The following is a 19,804-nucleotide window of genomic DNA, read 5'->3' as shown; positions in this document are numbered from 1 at the left end:
ATCTCGGCATGGGATCTGCTGCCGAGTCGCTCGTTGCCGCCCTTCGTGATGCGCAGGCCACGGTGGGGACCGCCGAGTCGCTGACGGGCGGTCGGGTCGCGGCACGGATCACCGGGGTGCCCGGGGCGTCGCAGGTGTACGTCGGCGGCGTGGTCAGCTACCAGACCGAGGTCAAGGTCGTGGTGCTCGGCGTGCCCGAGCAGACGGTCGTCGACCACGGGGTCATCTCCGCCGAATGTGCCCGGGCGATGGCCGAGGGAGTGCGGCGGCTCCTCGGGACGACGTACGGCATCAGCACCACGGGTGTGGCCGGTCCCGACCGCCAGGAGGACCAGCCCGTTGGCACGGTCTTCGTCGGCATCGCCGGTCCGGACGGAGTGCACGCCGAGGCGTTGTCGTTCACGGGGGATCGGGCCACGATTCAGGAGGAGAGCGTCGAGGCCGCACTGTCGGCGCTGGCTGCGACCATCTCAACGACCGGTCCGGCACCGGAAGATTCGCGGCTCGGGTAGCGTTGAGCCAAGGTCCCCGCACAATCACCCATGAGAGGAGATCGAGATGGTGCTCTTCCGCCGCTCACTCGGTGACATCCTGCGCAGTCGTCGCACCGAGCTCGGTCTGACCCTCCGGGAGGTCTCCGGGTCCGCCCGCGTCAGCCTCGGCTACATCTCCGAGATCGAGCGCGGCCAGAAGGAAGCGTCCTCCGAGTTGCTCTCGTCGCTGTGCGACGCGCTCGAAATGCCGCTGTCCGACGTGCTCCGCGAGGTTGCTCACCACGTCGCTGTCGAGGAAGCCGCCCTGATGGCGATGGCCCCGACGCCGATCGCTCCGCGTCGTGCGGGCGAGGTCGTGGCTTCCGCCGCTTAAGGGTCTCGACCCTTCGACAGGCTCAGGACGGCGCAGGCTCGACCAACGAGACGTCAGCGCGCCATCGCTTCGAGGCGCGCGATCCGCTCCGCCATCGGCGGGTGGGTGGCGAACATCCGCGACAGGTCCGCGGCGCGGAACGGGTTCGCGATCATCATGTGGCTGGCGTTCTGCAACTGCGGCGTCGGCGCGAGCGGTGCCCGGGCGGTGCCGTGCTCGAGCTTGCGCAGTGCTGACGCCAGGGCGAGCGGGTCGCCGGTGAGGCGCGCGCCGTCTTCGTCGGCGTCGTACTCCCGGGTTCGGCTGATCGCCATCTGGATGATGCCGGCCGCGAACGGCGCGAGCAGGGCGGTGCCGATCATGACGAGAGGGTTGGGTCGGTTCTCGCCGTTGCCGCCACCGCCGAAGATCGACGAGAACGCCAGGAACTGGCCGATCGAGCTGATCACACCGGCCAGCGCCGCAGCGACCGAGCCGGTGAGGATGTCGCGGTTGTAGACGTGCATCAGTTCGTGGCCCAGCACGCCGCGCAGTTCGCGCTCGTCGAGCAGGCTGAGGATGCCGTCGGTGCAGCACACGGCGGCGTGCTGCGGGTTGCGGCCGGTGGCGAACGCGTTCGGTGCCTGGGTGGGGGAGATGTACAGGGCCGGCATCGGCTGGTTCGCTGCCGTGGAGAGCTCGCGCACGATCCGGTACATCTCAGGTGCCTGCTGCTCGGTGACCGGGTAGGCGTGCATCGCCTTGATCGCGAGCTTGTCGGAGTTCCAGTAGCCGTAGGCCGTCGTGGCCAGACCGATCGCCGCGAAGATCCAGATGAAGACGGAACTGCCGGTGGCCGAGGCGACCAGTCCACCGATGACGAGGAGCAGGGCGAAGATGCCTGCGAACAGTCCGGCGGTCTTGAGCCCGTTGAAGTGGCTGTGCATGTCATGTTCAACGAATGGCTTGCGCGGGCGTTCCCGAAGCCACGGAGACCATGGTCACGCCGGTTACACCTGGTCGGAGGGTTGGCAGGTCGGACACCAGTACGTCGTCCGCTGCCGTGAGGGCGCGCCGAGGGCGCCGGCGACCAGGGGTGTGCCGCAGCGCCGACACGGCTGGCGGGTGCGCCCGTAGACCCACATCGGCTCGCGTCGATCGCCGGTGGTGATCGGCTTGCCGTGCTGCAGGCTGGCCTGCAGCATCTGGCGGGCGCGGGCCAGGAAGCGCGCGGGGTCGTCGAGCTCGCCGGTCGGGGCAACGGGGCTGATGCCGTGCAGGAAGCAGGACTCGGACACCCAGATCGTGCCGAGGCCGGCGACCACGGTCTGGTCGAGCAGGGTCTCGCCCAGCGCGCGCTCAGGGACGGCGGTCAGGCGACGGATGGCCGTTGCCTGGTGCTCCGGCGTCCAGGCCCCGAGCAGGTCGGGGCCGAGGTGGCCGATGATGTGCGCCTCCTCGGCGGTCGCGACCAGTTCGACGATGCCGAGCAGGAAGCCGACGGCCTCGACCTCGTGCGCCGTACGGAGCACCACGCGCGCATCGCTGGCCGGCTTGGGCCATCGGCTCCCCGTGCGGGCGACCTGCCAACTGCCCTCCATCTTGAGGTGGGTGTGCAGGGTCAGCCTGGTGCCTCCAGCGGTGGCGAGTCGGGTGAGCAGGTGCTTGCCGTGGGTGGCGGTGCGCCCGATCCTGGCGCCCGCCAGGTCCGTGGTGGCGAGTTGGGGCACGCGGAAATCGGAACTCTGGAGGGTCTGTCCGGCGAGCGCCCGGTCCAACCGGTCGGCGGTACGGCGGACTGCGTCGCCTTCAGGCATTGCCGGCCCTGTCGGCAGCGAGGCTCGGCCAGTTACACAACCACAGCACGGATGCGGAGCCCCCTCGGCGTTGCGATGAAGCCCGCGGCTGCGAGCGCGTCGCGAAGTGGACTGCCACTGCCGAGCAGGGCAGTGCCGTCGGCCTTCTCGACCGTCAACTGCCCGAGGCTACCGCGCCGCACGGTGGTGGAGAGTGCCTCGGCGGCCGGCGCGAGCAGGTCGGGGTCGTCGGTCCAGGTGAGGAGCGTGCGGCCACCCCGCTCGACGTAGAGCACGAGCGCGCCGTCCACGAGGACGACGATCGCACCGGCCTTGCGGCCCGGCCGGTGTCCGGACTCGTCGGTGCCTGCTGCCGGCCACGGCAGCGCGGCGCCGTAGGGATTGGCCGGATCCGTGGCAGCGACCATGACGGCGGACGGCTTGTCGGAACCCTGCCCGTCGGGCATGAAGGTGCGCAGGCGGTCGATGGCGCCGGCTGTGCCGAACTGCGCGGCGCCGAGGCCCTCGACGAAGTACCCCCGGCGGCAACGGCCGGCCTCCTCGAAAGCGCTGAGCACCTTGTAGACGGCGGCAAACCCGCCGACCACCCGTTCGTTGACCGCCGCGCCGCGGGTCACGACGCCATGGCGATCGAGGAGTTGCTCGGCCTGGGCATGGGCGCGCCGGGTCGGGTCGGCATCGATGGTGGGGAGCACCGACCAGCGGCCCGCGGTCTCCGGAGGGCCGGAGCGGGCGACCCGGCCGGGGCGGGCCGGCGCCCGACGGGTGCGGTGAGCCGCCTTGCCCGAACGGGTCAGTGCCCGCAGGGGCGCGAGGGTGTCGTTGGTGAGGTGACCGGACCAGACCAGTGCCCACAGTGCAGCGCTCACGGCATCGTCGAGGGGCGCCACGTCGTCGTCGGCGAGGCAGGCGCGGACGACCTGGTCGGCGACCTGCCGGAAGAACCACGCGCCGCCCGGTGCCAGGACGTCGAGCACTCGCTGTTGCAGCGGATCCTCCACCGGGCCCGGTGTCGGCAAGGTCAGGTGGGCCTGGTCGGCGAGGTGCAGCGACACCCAGCCGTCACTGCCCGGCAGCGCGTTGTGTCCTGCCCAGAGCACCTCGCCGGCAGCGGTCAGTTCGTCGAGCAGGGCCGGCTCGAAGTCACGGACCCGTGAAGCCAGGATCAGGGGTTCGACGGCGCTGGCCGGCACCGCTGCTCCGGCCAGTTGTTCGACCGCACGCAGGACCCCGTCGGTGCCGCGCAGGCCCTTGCCGGTGCTTCCACCGCTGGTCGAGCCTGTCGAGACCGAGACCCCGTGCCACGCCAGGGAGAAGCGGGCGAGCGTGGAGGGTTCGACCGGCTCGATCTCGTGGCGCAGTTTGGCCAGGGACCGTCGGCGCAGGCGGCGAAGGACCTCGAGGTCGCACCACTCTTCGCCCGCCCCCACCGGACGGAACTCGCCGCTGAGGATCCGCCCCTGTGCCTCGAGTCGCTGCAGGGTGTGCCGGACCACGGCGACGCCGAGTCCGAGTCGCAGGGCGACCTGGTCAGGGGTGAACGGTCCATGGGTCCGCGCGAAACGGCCCACGAGGTCGGCGAGCGGGTCGTCGACGGGTTCGGTGAAGGCGGCCGGGGTGCCGGGCGGTGCGGGGATGCCCAGCCCGTCGCGGAGGCGAGCGATGTCCTCGACGGCGGCCCACGCGTCGCCGTACGGCATGCGGACGGGGACGACCCGGCGGGCGGTGGTGAGATCGGCCAGCCACTCGCCGACGGGAGCGTCGTCGCGGGAGCGCGCCGTGACTTCGTCGAGGGTGAGGGGCCCGAGGAGTCGGAGCAGGTCGGCCACGCCTTCGGCGTCGCGGGCCCGGCGGTCCGGCACCGTGCGCTGCAACTCGGACTCGACCTCGGCCAGCACGTCGGGGTCGAGGAGTTCCCTCAGTTCGGCGCGGCCGAGCAGTTCGGCGAGCAGTCCCTGGTCGAGCGTCAGTGCGGCGGCGCGTCGTTCGGCCAGCGGGGAGTCGCCTTCGTAGACGAACTGGGCGACATACCCGAACATCAGGGTCCGGGCGTACGGCGACGGTTGGGTCGTCTCGACCTCGGCCACCGTGATGTCGCGCTGGTCGACGCGGCGCAGCAGGGTGGTCAGACCGGGCAGGTCATAGACGTCGTTGAGCACTTCACGGACCGTCTCGAGCACGATCGGGAACGACGGATAGCGCGAGGCGACCTCGAGGAGCGCGGCCGCGCGCTGGCGCTGCTGCCACAGCGGGGAACGGCGCCCCGGATCGCGCCGCGGCAGGAGCAGGGCCCGGGCTGCACACTCGCGGAAGCGGGCGGCGAACAGCGCTGATCCGCCGACCTCGCGGGTGACGATCTCGGCGATCTCGTCGGGTTCGAACGCGATCAGGTCCGCGCCCGGTGCCTCCGCATCGGTGTCGGGGATCCGGATCACGATGCCGTCGTCGGACGCCATCGCCTGGCCATCGACGCCGAACCGCTCGCGCAGGCGGGCATTGATGGCCAGCGCCCACGGCGCGTGGACGGCTGTGCCGTAGGGGGAGTGGACGGCCAGTCGCCAGTCGCCCAGCTCGTCGCGGAACCGTTCGACCAGGATCGTCGCGTCGCTCGGGAGCACCCGGGTGGCCTCGACCTGCTCCCGCAGGTAGGTCATCAGATTGGCCGCGGCGTTCTCGTCGAGGCCGACCGCCCGGGCGCGGGCCAGGGCCGCCTTGTCCGTCATCGCAGTGAGCTCGCGGGTGAACGCACCGATCGCCTCACCCAGCTCGGTCGGCCGCCCCGCGGTGTCGCCCTTCCAGAACGGCAGGCGCCCCGGGACACCCGGCGCCGGGGTGACGATCACCTGGTCGTGGGTGATGTCCTCGATCCGCCAGCTGGTCGCGCCGAGCGCGAACACGTCGCCGACGCGGCTTTCGTAGACCATCTCCTCGTCGAGCTCGCCCACGCGGGACTTTCCGGTGGTCGAGCCTGTCGAGACCCCGGCGAGGAAGACGCCGTACAGGCCGCGATCGGGAATGGTGCCTCCACTGGTGACCGCCAGTCGCTGGGCGCCGGGCCGGCCGGAGATCCGCCCGGTGACGCGGTCCCAGGTGATCCGGGGGCGCAATTCGGCGAACTCGTCGCTGGGGTACCGCCCCGCCAGCAGGTCCAGCACGGCGTCGTACGCCGACCGGGGGAGGTGGGCGTAGGGAGCACTGCGACGGACGGTGTCGAAGAGTTCATCGACGTCCCACTCGTCGATCGCGGTGGCCGCCACGACATGCTGGGCGAGGACGTCGAGCGGGTTGGCGGGGACCCGCAGAGCTTCGATGCTGCCGCTGCGCATCCGGTCGACCGCGACGGCCGCCGGGGCGAGGTCACCGCGGTGCTGCGGAAAGAAGACGCCGTGCGACGTCTCGCCGACCTGGTGGCCGGCCCGGCCCACGCGTTGCAGGGCGCTGGCGACGCTGGGCGGCGAAGCGATCTGGAGGACGAGGTCGACGGCGCCCATGTCGATGCCGAGCTCGAGGCTGCTGGTCGCGACGACAGCGGGGAGCCGACCGGCCTTCAGGTCGTCCTCGACCATCGCCCGTTGCTCCTTGGAGACCGAACCGTGGTGGGTGCGCGCGAGCAGGGACGGAGCGCCCGCGGCCGCGCCGGACTGGGCCATGATCTGCGCGGGCGGCTCGATCCCGTCGGCGGAGACGCCCGCGGCGATCTCGTTGAGCCGGGCCGTCAGCCGCTCCGCCGTACGGCGTCCGTTCGTGAACACGATGGTCGAACGGTGCTCGCCGATCAGCTCGGCCACCCGCTGCTCGACGTGGGGCCAGATGCTGGCGCGGGCCGGGGGAGCGGTGGGGTCCTCGAACTCGTCGTTGGCTCCCTGTCGAGACCCCAGTTCGGTCATGTCCTCGACGGGCACCTCGACCCGCAGGTCCCACAGCTTGTTGGCCGGCGGCGCGACGATCTCCACCGGTGCGGCACCGCCGAGGAAGCGTGCGACTTCTTCCGTCGGACGCACCGTGGCGGACAGGCCGATGCGCTGGGCGGGTGACGGGAGGAGGGCGTCGAGGCGCTCGAGGCTGACCGCGAGGTGCGCGCCGCGCTTGGTCCCGGCAACGGCATGGACCTCGTCGATGATGACCGTCTCGATGCCGCGCAGGGTCTCCCGCGCCTGACTGGTCAGGATGAGGAACAACGACTCGGGCGTGGTGATGAGCACGTCGGGTGGTCGCGTCGCCAGCTTGCGCCGGTCACCCGCCGCGGTGTCGCCCGACCGGAGTCCCACGGTGACCTCGGGGAACGGCCGTCCCGGATGGAGCCGCTCGGCGGTCTGCCGGATGCCGATCAGCGGTGCACGCAGGTTGCGCTCGACGTCGACGGCCAGCGCCTTCAGCGGGGAGATGTAGAGGACCCGCGTGCGGAGGAGCTTGTCGTCGGGCGTCGGCGTGGTGAGCAACCGGTCGATGCCGGCGAGGAAGGCGCTGAGGGTCTTGCCCGAACCGGTCGGCGCCACGACGAGCGTGTGGCGCCCCTTGCTGATCGATGCCCACGCACCAGCCTGCGCCGGGGTGGGTTCGGAGAAGGCCGCCCGGAACCAGGCCCGGGTCGCCTCGCTGAACCCCGCCAGCGCATCCTGGGGCGGATCGATCTCGGGCATCTGCCCATCCTCCCGCACCGCGCCGACAGCGGGTCCACAATGGGCAGGTGGCAGGGAAACGGCAGCGCACGGCGCTCGTGACGGGGGCGGCCGTCGCGCTCGTCCTGCTGGCCGCGCTCGTCGGTTGGTGGCTCCTGCGCGAGGACCCGGTTCCTGAGCGCGCCGCCGAGCCACGCACCACCGTTACGCCGACGACACCGGTGCCCGTGCCGCAGACGATGTGCGACCGATCCGCCCGGGAGGGGTTTGTCCCGACGGAGATCAGCGTCGAGGGCGTCGTACGACGCGCGCCGGTGATCGGCGTACCCCGGGACTCGGCGGGGGTGCCGGGGGTGCCTCCGGTCAGCGAGAAGAACGTCTTTGCGTGGGATCTCGGTGGCGTCGAGCCCGGGTCGGCCATGGGCCATGTGTTGCTGAACACCCACACCTACCCGGACGGCAGCGCGATGGGCAATGCGCTGCTGGGGGCCCTCGACGTGGGCGACCAACTCGTCCTCCGGGCCGACGGGAAGCACGCCTGCTACCGGGTGACGGAGCGGGTCGAGGTGCGCGAGTCGGAGGGCTTCACGGGCTACAAGGCGACGGACGGACCTCCGCAGGTCGTGATCATCGTGTGCTCCGGTGAGCGGACCGGCCCCGGCCAGTGGACGCACCGGACACTGTGGTTTGCAGACGCAATCGGAGAGGACTCCAACCCGACACCGGTGTCGTGACATCAGGAAGGGTGAAAGGAGGGGACGATGACCACTGGAAACCCGGACCCGCGACGCTCCTTCGAGGAGTACGTGACAGCCCGCTGGGCTGCGCTCTACCGCACCGCACATCTGCTGACCGGCAACCCCACGGCCGCCGAGGACCTGCTGCAGACCACGTTGATCAAGGTCCTCGCCCAATGGAACCGGGTGCGGAACGCTGATTCCCCCGACGCCTACGTGCGAAAGATGCTGCTCAACGAGATGCTCAGCGAGCGCCGCAAGAGCGGTCGTCGAGCCGAGAAGGCCCACCTGGTACCGGTGCCGGACTCGCCAGGCGACCCGGCTGCAGACAGCTCGACGCGGCTCGACCTCTGGGCCCAGGTCCAGGTGCTGCCTCCCCGACAGCGGGCCGTCCTCGTCCTGCGCTACTACGAAGACCTCTCCGAAGCCGAGATCGCCGACGTCCTGGGCATCTCCACCGGGACCGTGAAGTCCCAGGCCTCTCTCGCGCTGAAGACCCTTCGTTCCCACCAAGCCCGCCACTCCACCAAGGAGGTCTCGTGATGACTGATCAGCTCGAACGTGACCTGGCCCAGATGTTCGCCCGACAGGCCGACGAGACCGACGTGCCGCCGGTCCCGCTCGACCTGTTCACCGCCGAGACCCCCACGCACTGGGGGCGACGGGCCGCCATCGGACTGGTCGCCGCCGCCGCGGTGGCCGCGATCGCCGTACCCCTCGGGCTCAACGCCCGCAACGACGACGATGTCGCTCCGCCGACCAAGGACCCGGATCCGGTTCACGGTCTCGAGCTCCCCTACATCAGTCAGGGGGAGCTGCACATCGATGACGTGAGCCTGCCGGTCGACCCGAACTCGTGGCTCGAGATCGCGGGCAGTTCGGTTCTCGTGGCGACGTCCGAGTCCGACGGGACGAACATCCGGTGGCAGCGTCTGGTCGGCCAGGCGCTGGAGGACCTGCCCCACCTCGACGCGGTCAACTCCATCGAGCAGTCGTACGACGGGGCACTGGTCGCCGCGCCCACAGGGGGACAGGCGGACTCGGTGCGGGTCTGGGACACGGCATCCGGTGACGTGGTGGACACCTTCGAACTCGCCACGCCGCCAGCGCTCGAGGATCCCGTGATGGTGGGCTTCGACGCCGCCGGCTTCCTCTACTGGCACGACGGCGCCCTGCTGAAAGCGCGCACCCCCGCCGGCGACGTGGTCACCGTCGACACCGGGGCAGGCAACTTCGCTGGCATCGCCCCGGGCGGCATTCTTGTCCGCTTCGGCAACAGCGACACGGTCACGATCGGTGCAGTCCGGGAGGACGGTTCGGTGTCCTTGGGCGAGCAGGTGCCGGTGAGCGCGAGCGCGACCTGGCGGGACACCACGACCGTCGCCTACCAGGGTGTCGGCACCGGAGGCGTCTACGTCTTCGACGCCACGACCGGAAAGCAGACCGAAGTCACGGTCCCTGATCGGCCGTACGTCCTGCCGGTCGGCTGGAGCGGTGACGAACTGGTGGTCACCGCCTACGGCGAAGGCACCGCGATGGACGTGGTGGCCGTGGATCCCGCGACCGGTGACCAGCGCAGGGTGTTCAGTTTCGGTACCGACGTGCCGTACCCGTTTGCCTCGATCGGCGGGACCGGCGCCCTTTAGGGAGTCTGCGTGACGGTCGGAACCGCGGGGTTCCGGCCGTTCGCGCTGTCGGGAACATGGCGCTCGAGCGCGAGCGCCATCCCGGCGATCGCCGCGCAGCCGAGGACCATCAGCCCGACGTAGATCGAGCCGAGGTCGTGCTCGAGCAGGAACCCGGCCACGACCGGGCCGGCGATCGCGCCACCCTGGAAGGCGCCCGCGCTGAGCGCGTTGTAGCGACCACGCGTGTGGTCGGCCGCGAGGTCGTTGCTCATGGCGGGGACGGTCGGTTGCAACAGCGTCTCGCCGAGCGCGAACACTGCCATGAAGCTGAGCACGCCGACCACGGCACCTGCACCACCGGGCGCCATGCCCGATGCGCCCAGCAAACCCCACGCCGCGGCCCAGATCACGGCCATCACGATCATCACGCGGGTACGGCGGTGACCGCTGATCTTCTTCAGCACCGTGAACTGGAGGAGCACGATCACGGCGGTGTTCACCGCGAACGCCAGCCCGACAGTCCGGGTGGAGACTTCGGCGATCTGGCGGGAGAACCCGGGGAACCCGGCCTCGAGTTGGCCGTAGCCGATGAACATCGCCACGAAGGTGAGCGCGGTGAGCCAACGAACGGCCGGCTCCCGCAGGATCTGGAGATAGCCGACCGTCGCGTGCGCCGATCCGTCCTCGGGTTGTGCGGCCCGGCCGTGCACGTGGCGGAGCGGACCGAGCAGCAGGGCCAGCGGGATCAGCCCGGAGGCGGCGTCGCCGAGGAAGATCACGGTGAAGGTGTCGGGCCGGTCCACGTTGGCGAAGAGCCCGCCGATGATGCCGCCGACACCGATGCCGAGGTTCACCAGGGCGAAGTTGATGCCGTAGTACTGCTGGCGGAGCTCGCCTTCGACCACAACAGCGATGAGCGCGTTGAACGCCGGCCAGGAGACGCCGAAGTTGAGGCCGATCAGGACGAGTGCGATCGCGGCGGCGGCCGGGGTGGTGGCGAAAGCCAGCAGCGCGTTGCCGGCGATCATCATGACGATGCCGACCAACAACACGGCGCGAGCGCCGTAGCGGTCGGTCAGCACACCGCCGGGCCCGGTGACTGCCAGGCCGACGATCGCGATCAACGCCATCAGGGTGCCGGACAGCCCGAGGTCGAACCCGCGCACCTCGTGGAGATAGATCAGCGTGAACGGCAGCGTGAGTCCGCGGCCGAGGGTCTGGATCGCGACGGTCGAGAGCAGCCAGCGTCCCTCGGTGGGCAGCGCTGCCCAGAAACTCCTCACTTCGGAGGAAGGGTCGCGGCGTACGACGACCCGAGGTCGACCCAGGTGCGCAGCGCGCTCTCGGTGGCGCAGTCGGCAAGGTCGACGTGCAGCCAGCCGTTCATCGTGCGCTCGCCCATGTGCATCCGGGTGGCAGCGGTGTCTGCGATCAGCTGCTCGGTCTGCGCAGGATCGACCCGCACCATCAGCCCGCCCTTGCTGTTCGCCGCGACGGCCATGTTGCCGCCGATGAGGAAGCCCAGTCCGCCGAACATCTTCTTCTCGGTCAGCTCATGGCCGGCCAGCGCCGGATCGTCGTCCAGCAGTTCGCGGAGCCGCCCGGCCAGCCCTTCGTCGTACGCCATGGAACGAGGCTAGGCGTCAGCACCGACAACTCTCGACCGGGTTTCGGTCGAGGTGCCGCCGTCAGCCCAGTGCGAGGTACTGGTCGGCCCAGGCGCTGATGATTCGGGCGGCCCGCTTCGCCTGGCCGGGTGCCGTCAGGAAGTGATCGGCTCCCTCGAGGGAGATGAAGTTCCGCGGGTGCCGGGCCGCACGGAAGATGTCGCTGGCGTTGACGATGCCGACGGTGTTGTCGGTGGGGGAGTGCATCACCAGCAGCGGCCGCTTCAGTGCGGGGATGCAGGCTGCGAGGTCGGCCTTGCGGACATCCTCGATGAAGGTCCGTCGCAGGATGAGCGCCTTGCCGCCGATCAACCACTCGGCCTCTCCGTCAGCCATGACCCGGTCGAGGATGGCGTCGAAGTTGTGCTCCACATGGGTCGGCTGGAAGGGCGCACCGATGGTGGCGACCGCACGGACGGTCGGTGTCTCCAGGGCTGCGGAGAGCACTGCGGCGCCGCCGAAGGAATGGCCGACGAGGATCTCGACCGTGCGCCCGGCGGCGTTCATGAACTCGACCGCCCGAACGGTGTCCGCCACCTTGTGGGTGAACCCGCCGTCGCCCCAGTCGCCCTCGGAATCACCGAGGCCCAGGTTGTCGAAGCGGAGCATGCCGACACCTTCGGCGGCCAGTTGCTTGCAGATCCGTGACGCGGCCGGCGAATCCTTGCCGAGGGTGAAGCCGTGGGCGAAGACGCCCCATCCGCGCAGCTCGCCGGCGGGCGGGTCGATGATCCCGGCCAGCAGTTCGCCGGTGACACTCGGGAACTGCACGCGCTCGGCCATGGCGTCATCGTGCCACCGCGCGGCAGGTTGCGGGGCGATGCTCAGGGACGCCACTCCGGGTCGCGGCCGATGAATCCGATCAGCTGCGCCTGGGCACCGGCGTCATCGGCAACGGGCACCCGGGCGCCGTACTGCCCGCTCTGGCGCAGCATCTCGTCCATCGGCTCCATGCCCTCGAACATCGACTGGCAGCGGTCAGCGTCGAGCCGGTCGTCCTGGCCGGTCGCACGGGCGAGGTCCCAGGTGTGCATGAAGACGTCGTTCGTGTAGAACTGCGCGACCGCCTGGGGGAGTGGCATCTCGGGCAGGTGCGGATGCGCGAAGGTCGTGTCTGCTGCCGTCGGATCGTCGAGCACGGCCTGCACTGCGGCTGCGTGGTGGTCCCAGGCGGCGACCGGGTCGTCGTCGACCGACGGGCCGACCGGGAGGTTGATGTCGGAACCGCCAGCGAGGAAGCCGGGGAACCACTCCACCAGATGGCGTACGACGTCGCGCGCCGACCATTCCGGGACGGGTGTCGGCGCGTCCCAGCCGTCGGAGGCCACGCCGCGGACCTTCTCAGCGAAGGTGCCAGCGATGCTCGCGTGCTCCGCGGCGGGCTCGGCGGGGATCATGCCTTCTCCTGCAGTGTTGCGAGCAGGGCGTCGAGGGCGACGTAGCCTTCGTTGACGCCGACCTCCATGCCACTGGCGAGCATGCCGGCGCGGGACTCGAAGTCGTAGACGACCGACAGGATCTCCAGCCGGGTGCGGCCATCGGGGAGGTCGTGCAGGGTGAGCGTGTCGAGGCTGACCGCCTCCGGCATCTCCTCGAACCCGAAGGTCTGCACGATCTTCTCGTTCTCGGTGACCCGGTGCACGGAGCCGTAGAAGTGCGCGATCTCTTCGCCGTCACGGGTCGCGGTGTAGCGGTACTCCCCGCCCGTGCGCATGTCCCAGACGTCGATGCTCATGCCGATCGAGTGCGGTCCGAGCCACTGCTTGATCAGTTCCGGGTCGACGTGGGCGCGCCAGACGAGCTCACGAGGAGCGTCGAACTCGCGGACGAGCCTCACGGTGGGGACGTCCGGGTCGGCCTCGATGACCGTGTCGGGGGTCGTGGTCTGCGTGTTCATCCTGCTTCTCCTTCTCGTCGGTCCTGCTCGTCAGCGGGGGAGGCCTTGCCCTGCAGGCGGGCCAGCACCGCGTCCAGTCGCTGGTAGCGCTCCTCGGCCTGCTGCCGGTAGCGCTCGATCCATTTCGTCATCAGGTCGAAGACCTCCGCGTCCAGGTGCACCGGCCGCCGCTGGGCGTCGCGACTGCGACTCACCAGCCCGGCCTCCTCGAGCACCTTGAGGTGCTTGGAGACGGCCTGGAGCGAGACGTCGTACGGCGCCGCCAGCTCGCTCACCGTCGCGTCGCCCGCTGCCAGACGGGCGACCATGTCGCGCCGGGTCGGGTCGGCGAGTGCCGAGAAGACCCGGGACAACCTGTCGTCGTACTCAACCATGAGGTTGAGTAAACGCCCGGCTGAGCCCGTTGTCAACCGTCAGGTTGATAAAAGGCCACGGCGGGCACGCGGTGCGGGCGACACGTCGGGAGTACGGCGTGTCGTGGCGGTCGACGTCTCCGTGGCGGCCTCACGCGGCGCCGAGTTCGGCGTACAGCTCGCGGAGGCAGGCGCGGACGTAGTCCGGGTTGAGCATCACCTCGGCCCAGGTGAAGCGGAGCACCCGCCAACCCGTCACCACGAGAGCGGTGTAGCGCTCGCAGTCGGAGTCGAAAGCGCGTTTCTCCTTGCCGTGCCACTCCCAGGACTCAGCCTCGATCGCGACGCCCGCGATGGGGTCGACGAGGTCGGGATGGACCACCAGGCCGCGGGCCTGGATCTCGTACTGAGGCACGACGTTCAGGCCGCACTCGATGGCGAGTGCTCTCAGCGCCGATTCGAACGGATTGGCGGCGCGCCCATCGGCGTACAGCAGCACCCGCCGCACGCGTGAACTGGTGGCCTTGACGCACTGGAGGTCGTCGTAGGCAAGGTCGCCATGACGTAGCGCCGAATCGGCCACGGCCAGCGCGTCGGGGAACGGCAGATCCTGTGCGCACTGAAGCACGGTCGTCAGGGGATCGGTGGCCCACCCGCGAGTCCCGGCACTTCGCGGCAGTCGACGTACGTCAGCGGCGGTCGCCTTGGGGAGTGGGCGGCCGTGAGGTACGGCGATCTGCGGGCGGGCAGGGGCAACGCGCACCTCCCAGCCCCAGTGCATGGCTGCGCTGAGATGGGTGATGTGCCCGTGGTAGAGCACTGCTGTGCGCCGGGCCTGGTCGGCTGCTGGCAGCGCGTACCGGTTGCGCGCGGCCTTGCGGATGAGTCCTTTGGAGAGCGCGGTGCGGATACGGCGACGTGTGGTGAGGGCAAGCAGCGCGGACACAGGCGCAACGCCACCCAGCCTGTCCAGCGCCTCGACTGCATCCACCCCGCAAGGCTGCCGCGAACAGCCCGGACGTGCAGCCGCCATCCACAGGCCATGTCGGACACGGCTGCGGTGCGACGCGCCGAGGAGTCCGGCGAGTCGCGGTGATCTCGTGCTTGTGGTGGCCCCTCAGCCCCGCACCATCGGCGGTTGTACGACGACCGCCGGGCCGCGTCGGTAGAGCAGGGCCGGGCGGCCGCCACCCTCGGTGCCCCCGCCCGTGGTGTCCGTGGCGACCACGAACCCCTCGGTGCCGAGGATCTTGCGCCGGAAGTTGCCGAGGTCCGGGGGAGTGCCCCACACGGCCGCGTAGACGCGCCGCAACTCGGGCAGCGTGAACGGTTCGGCGACGAACTCGGTCGCCAGGGTCGTGTACTCCAGCTTTGCCCGCACGCGCTCGCGGGCGTCGATCAGGATGTCGCGGTGGTCGAACGCCAGGGTGGGGGCGTCCTCGCCGGAGAGCAGGTCGTCGACCACCCACCAGCGGGCGTCGGCGGCGTCGGTGCCGGCCTGCGGTTCGGGCAGGTCGGGGGCGAGGGCGACGTGCGCGACCGACACGACGCGCATCCGCGGATCCCGATCGGGCGCGGAATAGGTGCGCAGTTGCTCGAGGTGACCGGGGAAGCGGTCGACGCCGGTCTCCTCCTGCAGTTCGCGCCATGCGGCCTGCTCGGCGTCCTCGTCCGGTTCGACGAATCCGCCGGGCAGTGCCCACGAGCCCGCGAACGGGTCTTCGCCGCGTTCGACCAGCAGGACCGAGAGGGCCCCGTCGCGGATCGTGAAGATGGCGAGGTCGACGGCCACGGCGAACGGCGGCCATTCCTTGGTGCTCATGCGGTCACCTCCACGCCGGCCGCAGCCATCTCCTCGAGCGCGGCGGCCGAACTGTCCGGTGCCACCCCCGCGTGCAGTCCCGGCAACAGGCGCACCACGAACCCTTCCTTCACGGCGTCCAGGGCCGTGGCCCGTACGCAGTAGTCGGTCGCGATCCCGGTGACGTCGACCTCGGTCACGCCTGCGGCACGCAGCAGGTCGGCCAGTCGTGCGCCGTCCTCGGTCACGCCCTCGAAGGCCGAGTAGGCGGCTTCGCCCATGCCCTTCACGACGTGGTGGGTCACCGCGTCGGTCACCAGCTCCGGGGCATAGTCCGACCCGGCGTCGCCCTGCACGCAGTGCACCGGCCAGGTGTTCACGAAGTCGGGATCCTCGCCGGGCGCATGGAAGTGCCCGCCGTTGGTGTCGTTCGCGTGGTGCCAGTCCCGTGACGCAGCGACCAGTGCGTAGTCACCGGCCGTTGCCGCGAGGTGCGCGCTGATCCGGCCCGCGACCTCCCGGCCGCCGGTCACGCCGAGCGAACCTCCCTCCACGAAGTCGTTCTGGACATCGACGACGATCAGGCCTCGCTGCACGGTGCTGTCCTCTCGGTGGGTCGTGGTCAGGTACGACGGCCCGGCGGCCACGCCGCGCGCGTCGGTCGGCAACGTGGCGAGTGCCGCAGCCGCGAAGGTCCGGATCTCGTCGAGGGTCGGCGTGTGGACGACGACTCCGTCACGGATCAGTGGGACCTGGACCGGCCGCGCATCGGCGTCCGGGGCGGGGTCGCCGTCGCGGGTGATGAACTCCGCGACGAGGAGTCCGTTGTCGTCGTACTCACGGAAGGCGGTCTTGTGCCCGCCGACCGACGCCTTGTCCTGCGACTTCTTCGCGACCGGGCGCATCTGTTCGCCGGGTGCGTCGGCGATGGCGACGAGCTTGTAGACCATGCTCGCGGTCGGGTGGCCCGAGCCGGTCGCGACGCGGGTGCCGACGCCGTACCCGTCGATGGGTGCGTCGGCGAGCGCGGCGATCACGAATTCGTCGAGGTCGCTGGTCACGACGATCCGCGTCTTGCTGGCGCCGAGCGAGTCGAGGAGGGCACGTGCCTTGTGCGCCTCCTCACTGAGGTCGCCCGAGTCGAGCCGCACGGCGCCGAGCGACGTCCCGGCGACCTCGACCGCGGTCCGGATGCCTTCGGCGATGTCGTAGGTGTCGACCAGGAGTGTCGTCCCGACGCCGAGCGCTTCCACCTGGCTGCGGAACGCGTCTGCCTCGGTGTCGTGCGCGAGGGTGAAGGCGTGCGCGGCGGTGCCGGCGGTCGGTACGCCGAAATGCCGTCCTGCGGCGAGGTTGCTCGTCGAGCCGAATCCGGCGACGTAGGCAGCCCGCGCGGTCGCGATCGCCGCTTCCTCGTGGGTACGACGTCCGCCCATCTCGATGATCGGCCTGCCCTGCGCGGCGTCGACCATCCGTGCGGCCGCGCTGGCGATGGCGGTGTCGTGGTTGAGGACGCTGAGCACCAGTGTTTCCAGTACGAGGCACTCGCCGAGGGTGCCGGTGGCGGTGAAGATCGGGCTACCGGGGAAGTAGAGGTCGCCCTCGCGGTAGCCGTCGATGTCGCCGGCGAACCGGAAGTCGCGCAGGTACGCGACCGTCGCGTCGCCGATCACGCCCTGCTCCTGCAACCAGGCGAGGTCGTCGGCGTCGTAGCCGAAGTTCTCGATCAGGGTGAGGAGCCGGCCGAGGCCGGCGAGCATCCCGTAGCGACGGCCCTCGGGCAGGCGACGCGAGAACGCTTCGAACACAGCCGGGCGTCCGACCATCCCGTCGCGCACGAAGGAGTCGAGCATGGTGAGTTCGTAGCGATCGGTCAGCAGTCCGGTGCGGTCCATCTCGACTCCTCGATGTTGTAGTCAGAATGACTATAACAGGTTGATCTACGCTGCGCTCGTGGTCGACGAGCGTGAGCGAACGACGGTTCTCGCTCAAGCCTATGAGCAGGAACTCGCGGTCGACCGGCCCGCTGAACGGCGCAGGCAGGGCGCGTTCTACACGCCGCCGCACCTGGTGGCGTGGGTGCTCGACCATGCGCTGCCGGCACAGGGAACGGTCCTCGACCCGGCCTGCGGAACCGGCCACTTCCTCGTCGCTGCGGCCCAGCGGCTCGGCGTCCGTGCGGTCCACGGATCCGACCTCGATCCCGAGGCGGTCCGGATCGCGCGGGAGCGGTTGCATGCCGAGGACCCGTCCGTCTCTCCCGAGGAGATCGCGCAGCGAGTGATGGTCGCCGACGGACTCACCGCCTGGGAGGGACGCACCTTCGATGCGGTCGTCGGCAATCCGCCGTTCCTCGGGCAGTTGCGGACGGACACGGCTGGCCAGTCCGACCGCCGCGGGCTCGGCGCCTACACCGACACGAGCGCGGTCTTCCTGCACCGCTCGCTCGACTTGGTTGCTCCGGGCGGAGTGGTCGCTCTGGTGCAGCCGCTGTCCGTGCTCGCCACGCGCGATGCCGGGCCGGTCCGGGCGGCGGTTGCCGCCCGTGGAGACGTCACCGACTTCTGGTGCTCGGATCGGCCGGTCTTCGACGGGACGCCGGTGCTGACCTGCGTGCCGGTGGTGCGGGTGGGCACTCCTTCGTCGCTCGAGCCGGACAACTGGGGGAGTCTCGCGGCGTCGTACTTCGGGATCCCGAGGACGTCCCTGCCGACGAGCGCCGGGACGGTCGGCGACCTCGCCACCTGCACCGCCGACTTCCGCGACCAGTACTACGGCCTGCAGCCCTTCGTTCGCGAAGGGCTTCGTGACGGCGACGCCCGCCTGATCACCAGCGGCCTGATCGACCCGGCCGAACTGCGCTGGGGCACGACCACGACCCGCTTCGCGCGTCAGCAGTACGACGCCCCGTCGGTCGATCTCGCAGCGCTGCGCGTCGACGGCAAGCTGGCCGGTTGGGCCGACGCGCGTCTGGTGCCCAAGTTGCTGGTGGCCGGGCAGGGCCGGGTGATCGAGGCCGCTGCGGACGCAGATGGCACCTGGTTGCCGTCCGTGCCCGTCGTGACGGTCGCACCCCATGACCCGGCCGACTTGTGGCGGTTGCTGGCATTGACCCTTGCGCCGCCGGTCGTCGCGCACGCCGCGGCCCGCTATCTCGGCACTGGTCTCTCGCCCGGTTCGGTCAAGGTCAGCGCGCGACAGTTGGCGGCGCTCCCGTTGCCGGTCGACGCGGACGCGTGGAAGGAAGGCGCCACGCTCGCCCAGCGGGCGCAGGCGGCAGACTCCCGCGACCGGCCCACGGCCCTGGCTGAGGTCGCAGAGGTGATGACCGCCGCCTACGGCGGCACGGAAGAGGTGTTGGCCTGGTGGCTGGCGCGCGCTACTCGACCTTGAGGCCGATGCTGGCCGCGAGCAGCGGCGCGATCGTGACGAGTTGTTCGTGGCTGATCGTCGCGCCGCGCAAGTCGGCCAGCCCGTCGATCGACGTCAGGGTGGCGCCGCGCAGGTCGACGTCCTGGAGCTTGGCCTGACGGACGTTGAGACTGCCGATCCGGGTGTTCTCGAACCGGACCCGGCGCGCGGACGCGCTGATCAGGTCGAGTTCGTCGATCGTGCAGTCCGTGAAGGCGACGTCCATCAGCTCTGCTCCGCGCAGGTTGACGAAGCTGAGCTTGCAGCCCACGAAGTGCACCGACTTCCACTGCGCTTCGTAGGCCTCGAGAGACCCCAGGCGGCCGTTGACCTTCACGTCGCGCCATTGGCTCCGGGCAGCGCGGACAACCGGCAGGTTGACCCGGTCGAGCTCGACTTCGTGCAGGCGGGCGCCCTTGAGGTCCGTCTCGTCGGCGTTGACGTCCTCGAACCGCGAGGTGGTCACGAGCGCTCCGCCCAGCTTCAGCCGGGTGACCCGCAGGTCGGCGTACCGGACCGATTCGAGGTCGGCGTCGTTCGTGAGGTCGAGCAGATCCCCTTCCGAGAGCGAGCCGAGCCTGATGGGGTCGATCTGCGGTGCCAGCACGCTGCGGACTCTAACGAGCAGTACCGATGAATCCCCGGCCACCTCGAGGTCGGCACCAGCATGACCGAATTCCTTGGCGACGGACTGGAACTGTTCGCCGGCATCTGCGTGCGCGACTACGACGCCGCGCTGCCCTGGTACGAGGCGCTGCTCGGCATGCCGCCGACCTTCGTCGCCCATCCGACCGAGGGGGTGTGGGAGGTGGCGCCCCACCGCTGGCTGGTGGTGGAGCAGCGCCCCGAGCGCGCGGGGTTCGCGGTCCAGACGCTGTTCGTCGACGACCTTGATGCGCGGGTGGCCGCGATGGCCTCGCGCGGGATCGAGCCGGACAACGAGGAGACCTACGAGGGCGGCACCCGCAAGGTGATCTACCTCGACCCTGACGGCAACGAGATCGGCTTCGGCGGCAATCCCGGCTGAA

Annotated in this window: 20 protein-coding genes; 7 read left to right on the top strand and 13 right to left on the bottom strand. The window is 70.4% G+C overall.

The features are described 5' to 3' along the window. Positions 1–8 precede the first annotated feature (8 nt). Together HRC28_RS17010 and HRC28_RS17005 are read left to right on the top strand one after the other, a co-directional pair. Complete coding sequence (locus tag HRC28_RS17010; protein WP_182376636.1) at positions 9–512, top strand: CinA family protein; 504 nt, start codon at positions 9–11, stop codon at positions 510–512. A 46-nt stretch (positions 513–558) separates the two neighbouring features. Then, positions 559–867: a helix-turn-helix transcriptional regulator gene (locus tag HRC28_RS17005; RefSeq protein ID WP_056711537.1), complete on the top strand. Its 309-nt coding sequence runs from the start codon at positions 559–561 to the stop codon at positions 865–867. Between the two features lie 53 nt (positions 868–920). On the opposite strand, the gene htpX is transcribed toward HRC28_RS17005, so the two are convergent. From htpX to HRC28_RS16990, 3 genes are all read right to left on the bottom strand, one after another. Further along, positions 921–1,793: a zinc metalloprotease HtpX gene (gene htpX, locus HRC28_RS17000; RefSeq protein WP_182376635.1), complete on the bottom strand. Its 873-nt coding sequence runs from the start codon at positions 1,791–1,793 to the stop codon at positions 921–923. A 63-nt stretch (positions 1,794–1,856) separates the two neighbouring features. Further along, positions 1,857–2,663: an Fpg/Nei family DNA glycosylase gene (locus HRC28_RS16995; RefSeq protein WP_182376634.1), complete on the bottom strand. Its 807-nt coding sequence runs from the start codon at positions 2,661–2,663 to the stop codon at positions 1,857–1,859. Between the two features lie 32 nt (positions 2,664–2,695). Beyond that, positions 2,696–7,303 (bottom strand): ATP-dependent helicase, encoded by a 4,608-nt coding sequence (locus HRC28_RS16990; RefSeq protein WP_182376633.1) that lies wholly within the window; start codon positions 7,301–7,303, stop codon positions 2,696–2,698. Between the two features lie 47 nt (positions 7,304–7,350). Here HRC28_RS16990 and HRC28_RS16985 point away from each other — a divergent pair, with 47 nt between their 5' ends. From HRC28_RS16985 to HRC28_RS16975, 3 genes are read left to right on the top strand one after another with little or no spacing between them, the layout of a single operon-like run. After that, entirely contained in the window at positions 7,351–8,016 is a 666-nt protein-coding gene (locus tag HRC28_RS16985) for a class F sortase (protein ID WP_182376632.1), read from the top strand. Between the two features lie 27 nt (positions 8,017–8,043). After that, on the top strand, positions 8,044–8,562 hold the full coding sequence (locus HRC28_RS16980) for a SigE family RNA polymerase sigma factor (RefSeq protein WP_182376631.1): 519 nt from the start codon (positions 8,044–8,046) through the stop codon (positions 8,560–8,562). Then, positions 8,562–9,665, top strand: coding sequence for a hypothetical protein (locus HRC28_RS16975; RefSeq protein WP_182376630.1), 1,104 nt, complete (start codon positions 8,562–8,564; stop codon positions 9,663–9,665). The genes HRC28_RS16980 and HRC28_RS16975 overlap by 1 nt, the downstream gene beginning before the upstream one ends. Here the strand turns inward: HRC28_RS16975 and HRC28_RS16970 are convergent. The 9 genes from HRC28_RS16970 to HRC28_RS16925 form a co-directional block, all read right to left on the bottom strand. Next, positions 9,662–10,930: an MFS transporter gene (locus HRC28_RS16970; protein WP_237111540.1), complete on the bottom strand. Its 1,269-nt coding sequence runs from the start codon at positions 10,928–10,930 to the stop codon at positions 9,662–9,664. The genes HRC28_RS16975 and HRC28_RS16970 overlap by 4 nt on opposite strands. After that, positions 10,927–11,274 carry a TfoX/Sxy family protein gene (locus HRC28_RS16965; RefSeq protein ID WP_182376629.1) on the bottom strand — a complete coding sequence of 116 codons (348 nt, stop codon included), beginning with the start codon at positions 11,272–11,274 and terminating at the stop codon, positions 10,927–10,929. The genes HRC28_RS16970 and HRC28_RS16965 overlap by 4 nt, the downstream gene beginning before the upstream one ends. A 61-nt stretch (positions 11,275–11,335) precedes the next feature. Further along, a complete protein-coding gene (locus HRC28_RS16960) occupies positions 11,336–12,097 on the bottom strand; it encodes an alpha/beta fold hydrolase (protein WP_182376628.1) in 762 nt (253 codons plus the stop codon). 41 nt (positions 12,098–12,138) lie between these two features. After that, on the bottom strand, positions 12,139–12,711 hold the full coding sequence (locus HRC28_RS16955) for a TIGR03086 family metal-binding protein (RefSeq protein WP_182376627.1): 573 nt from the start codon (positions 12,709–12,711) through the stop codon (positions 12,139–12,141). Beyond that, positions 12,708–13,211 carry an SRPBCC family protein gene (locus tag HRC28_RS16950; protein ID WP_182376626.1) on the bottom strand — a complete coding sequence of 168 codons (504 nt, stop codon included), beginning with the start codon at positions 13,209–13,211 and terminating at the stop codon, positions 12,708–12,710. The genes HRC28_RS16955 and HRC28_RS16950 overlap by 4 nt, the downstream gene beginning before the upstream one ends. Beyond that, a complete protein-coding gene (locus HRC28_RS16945) occupies positions 13,208–13,585 on the bottom strand; it encodes a metalloregulator ArsR/SmtB family transcription factor (protein WP_182376625.1) in 378 nt (125 codons plus the stop codon). Before HRC28_RS16945 ends, HRC28_RS16950 begins: the two co-directional genes overlap by 4 nt. A 130-nt stretch (positions 13,586–13,715) precedes the next feature. After that, positions 13,716–14,555, bottom strand: a complete 840-nt coding sequence (locus HRC28_RS16940) for a hypothetical protein (protein ID WP_182376624.1) — start codon at positions 14,553–14,555, stop codon at positions 13,716–13,718. A gap of 126 nt (positions 14,556–14,681) precedes the next feature. Beyond that, positions 14,682–15,386 carry an NUDIX hydrolase gene (locus tag HRC28_RS16935; RefSeq protein ID WP_182376623.1) on the bottom strand — a complete coding sequence of 235 codons (705 nt, stop codon included), beginning with the start codon at positions 15,384–15,386 and terminating at the stop codon, positions 14,682–14,684. Further along, a complete protein-coding gene (locus HRC28_RS16925) occupies positions 15,383–17,260 on the bottom strand; it encodes a nicotinate phosphoribosyltransferase (protein WP_346010496.1) in 1,878 nt (625 codons plus the stop codon). The genes HRC28_RS16935 and HRC28_RS16925 overlap by 4 nt, the downstream gene beginning before the upstream one ends. 58 nt (positions 17,261–17,318) lie before the next feature. On the opposite strand from HRC28_RS16925, the gene HRC28_RS16920 reads away from it, so the two are divergent. Then, positions 17,319–18,758, top strand: coding sequence for an N-6 DNA methylase (locus tag HRC28_RS16920; RefSeq protein WP_202033097.1), 1,440 nt, complete (start codon positions 17,319–17,321; stop codon positions 18,756–18,758). Here HRC28_RS16920 and HRC28_RS16915 read toward each other — a convergent pair. Continuing rightward, a complete protein-coding gene (locus HRC28_RS16915; RefSeq protein WP_182376621.1) occupies positions 18,745–19,383 on the bottom strand; it encodes a pentapeptide repeat-containing protein in 639 nt (212 codons plus the stop codon). The two genes, HRC28_RS16920 and HRC28_RS16915, sit on opposite strands and share 14 nt — an antisense overlap. A gap of 60 nt (positions 19,384–19,443) precedes the next feature. On the opposite strand from HRC28_RS16915, the gene HRC28_RS16910 reads away from it, so the two are divergent. After that, positions 19,444–19,803 (top strand): VOC family protein, encoded by a 360-nt coding sequence (locus tag HRC28_RS16910; protein ID WP_182376620.1) that lies wholly within the window; start codon positions 19,444–19,446, stop codon positions 19,801–19,803. Position 19,804 lies beyond the last annotated feature (1 nt).

Origin of the sequence: Nocardioides sp. WS12 (assembly GCF_014108865.1) — a bacterium.
Classification (GTDB): domain Bacteria; phylum Actinomycetota; class Actinomycetes; order Propionibacteriales; family Nocardioidaceae; genus Nocardioides.
Note: the sequence above shows the minus strand (reverse complement) of the source record. Positions and strands in the feature narration are given on the sequence as shown.

Bases quoted from the DNA above. Each gene is read 5' to 3' on its own strand.
- HRC28_RS17010 (WP_182376636.1), top strand. From the start codon at position 9: ATGGGATCTGCTGCCGAGTCGCTCGTTGCCGCCCTTCGTGATGCGCAG.
- HRC28_RS17005 (WP_056711537.1), top strand. From the start codon at position 559: ATGGTGCTCTTCCGCCGCTCACTCGGTGACATCCTGCGCAGTCGTCGC.
- htpX (WP_182376635.1), bottom strand. From the start codon at position 1,793: ATGCACAGCCACTTCAACGGGCTCAAGACCGCCGGACTGTTCGCAGGC.
- HRC28_RS16995 (WP_182376634.1), bottom strand. From the start codon at position 2,663: ATGCCTGAAGGCGACGCAGTCCGCCGTACCGCCGACCGGTTGGACCGG.
- HRC28_RS16990 (WP_182376633.1), bottom strand. From the start codon at position 7,303: ATGCCCGAGATCGATCCGCCCCAGGATGCGCTGGCGGGGTTCAGCGAG.
- HRC28_RS16980 (WP_182376631.1), top strand. From the start codon at position 8,044: ATGACCACTGGAAACCCGGACCCGCGACGCTCCTTCGAGGAGTACGTG.
- HRC28_RS16975 (WP_182376630.1), top strand. From the start codon at position 8,562: ATGACTGATCAGCTCGAACGTGACCTGGCCCAGATGTTCGCCCGACAG.
- HRC28_RS16965 (WP_182376629.1), bottom strand. From the start codon at position 11,274: ATGGCGTACGACGAAGGGCTGGCCGGGCGGCTCCGCGAACTGCTGGAC.
- HRC28_RS16960 (WP_182376628.1), bottom strand. From the start codon at position 12,097: ATGGCCGAGCGCGTGCAGTTCCCGAGTGTCACCGGCGAACTGCTGGCC.
- HRC28_RS16955 (WP_182376627.1), bottom strand. From the start codon at position 12,711: ATGATCCCCGCCGAGCCCGCCGCGGAGCACGCGAGCATCGCTGGCACC.
- HRC28_RS16950 (WP_182376626.1), bottom strand. From the start codon at position 13,211: ATGAACACGCAGACCACGACCCCCGACACGGTCATCGAGGCCGACCCG.
- HRC28_RS16945 (WP_182376625.1), bottom strand. From the start codon at position 13,585: ATGGTTGAGTACGACGACAGGTTGTCCCGGGTCTTCTCGGCACTCGCC.
- HRC28_RS16935 (WP_182376623.1), bottom strand. From the start codon at position 15,386: ATGAGCACCAAGGAATGGCCGCCGTTCGCCGTGGCCGTCGACCTCGCC.
- HRC28_RS16925 (WP_346010496.1), bottom strand. From the start codon at position 17,260: ATGGACCGCACCGGACTGCTGACCGATCGCTACGAACTCACCATGCTC.
- HRC28_RS16910 (WP_182376620.1), top strand. From the start codon at position 19,444: ATGACCGAATTCCTTGGCGACGGACTGGAACTGTTCGCCGGCATCTGC.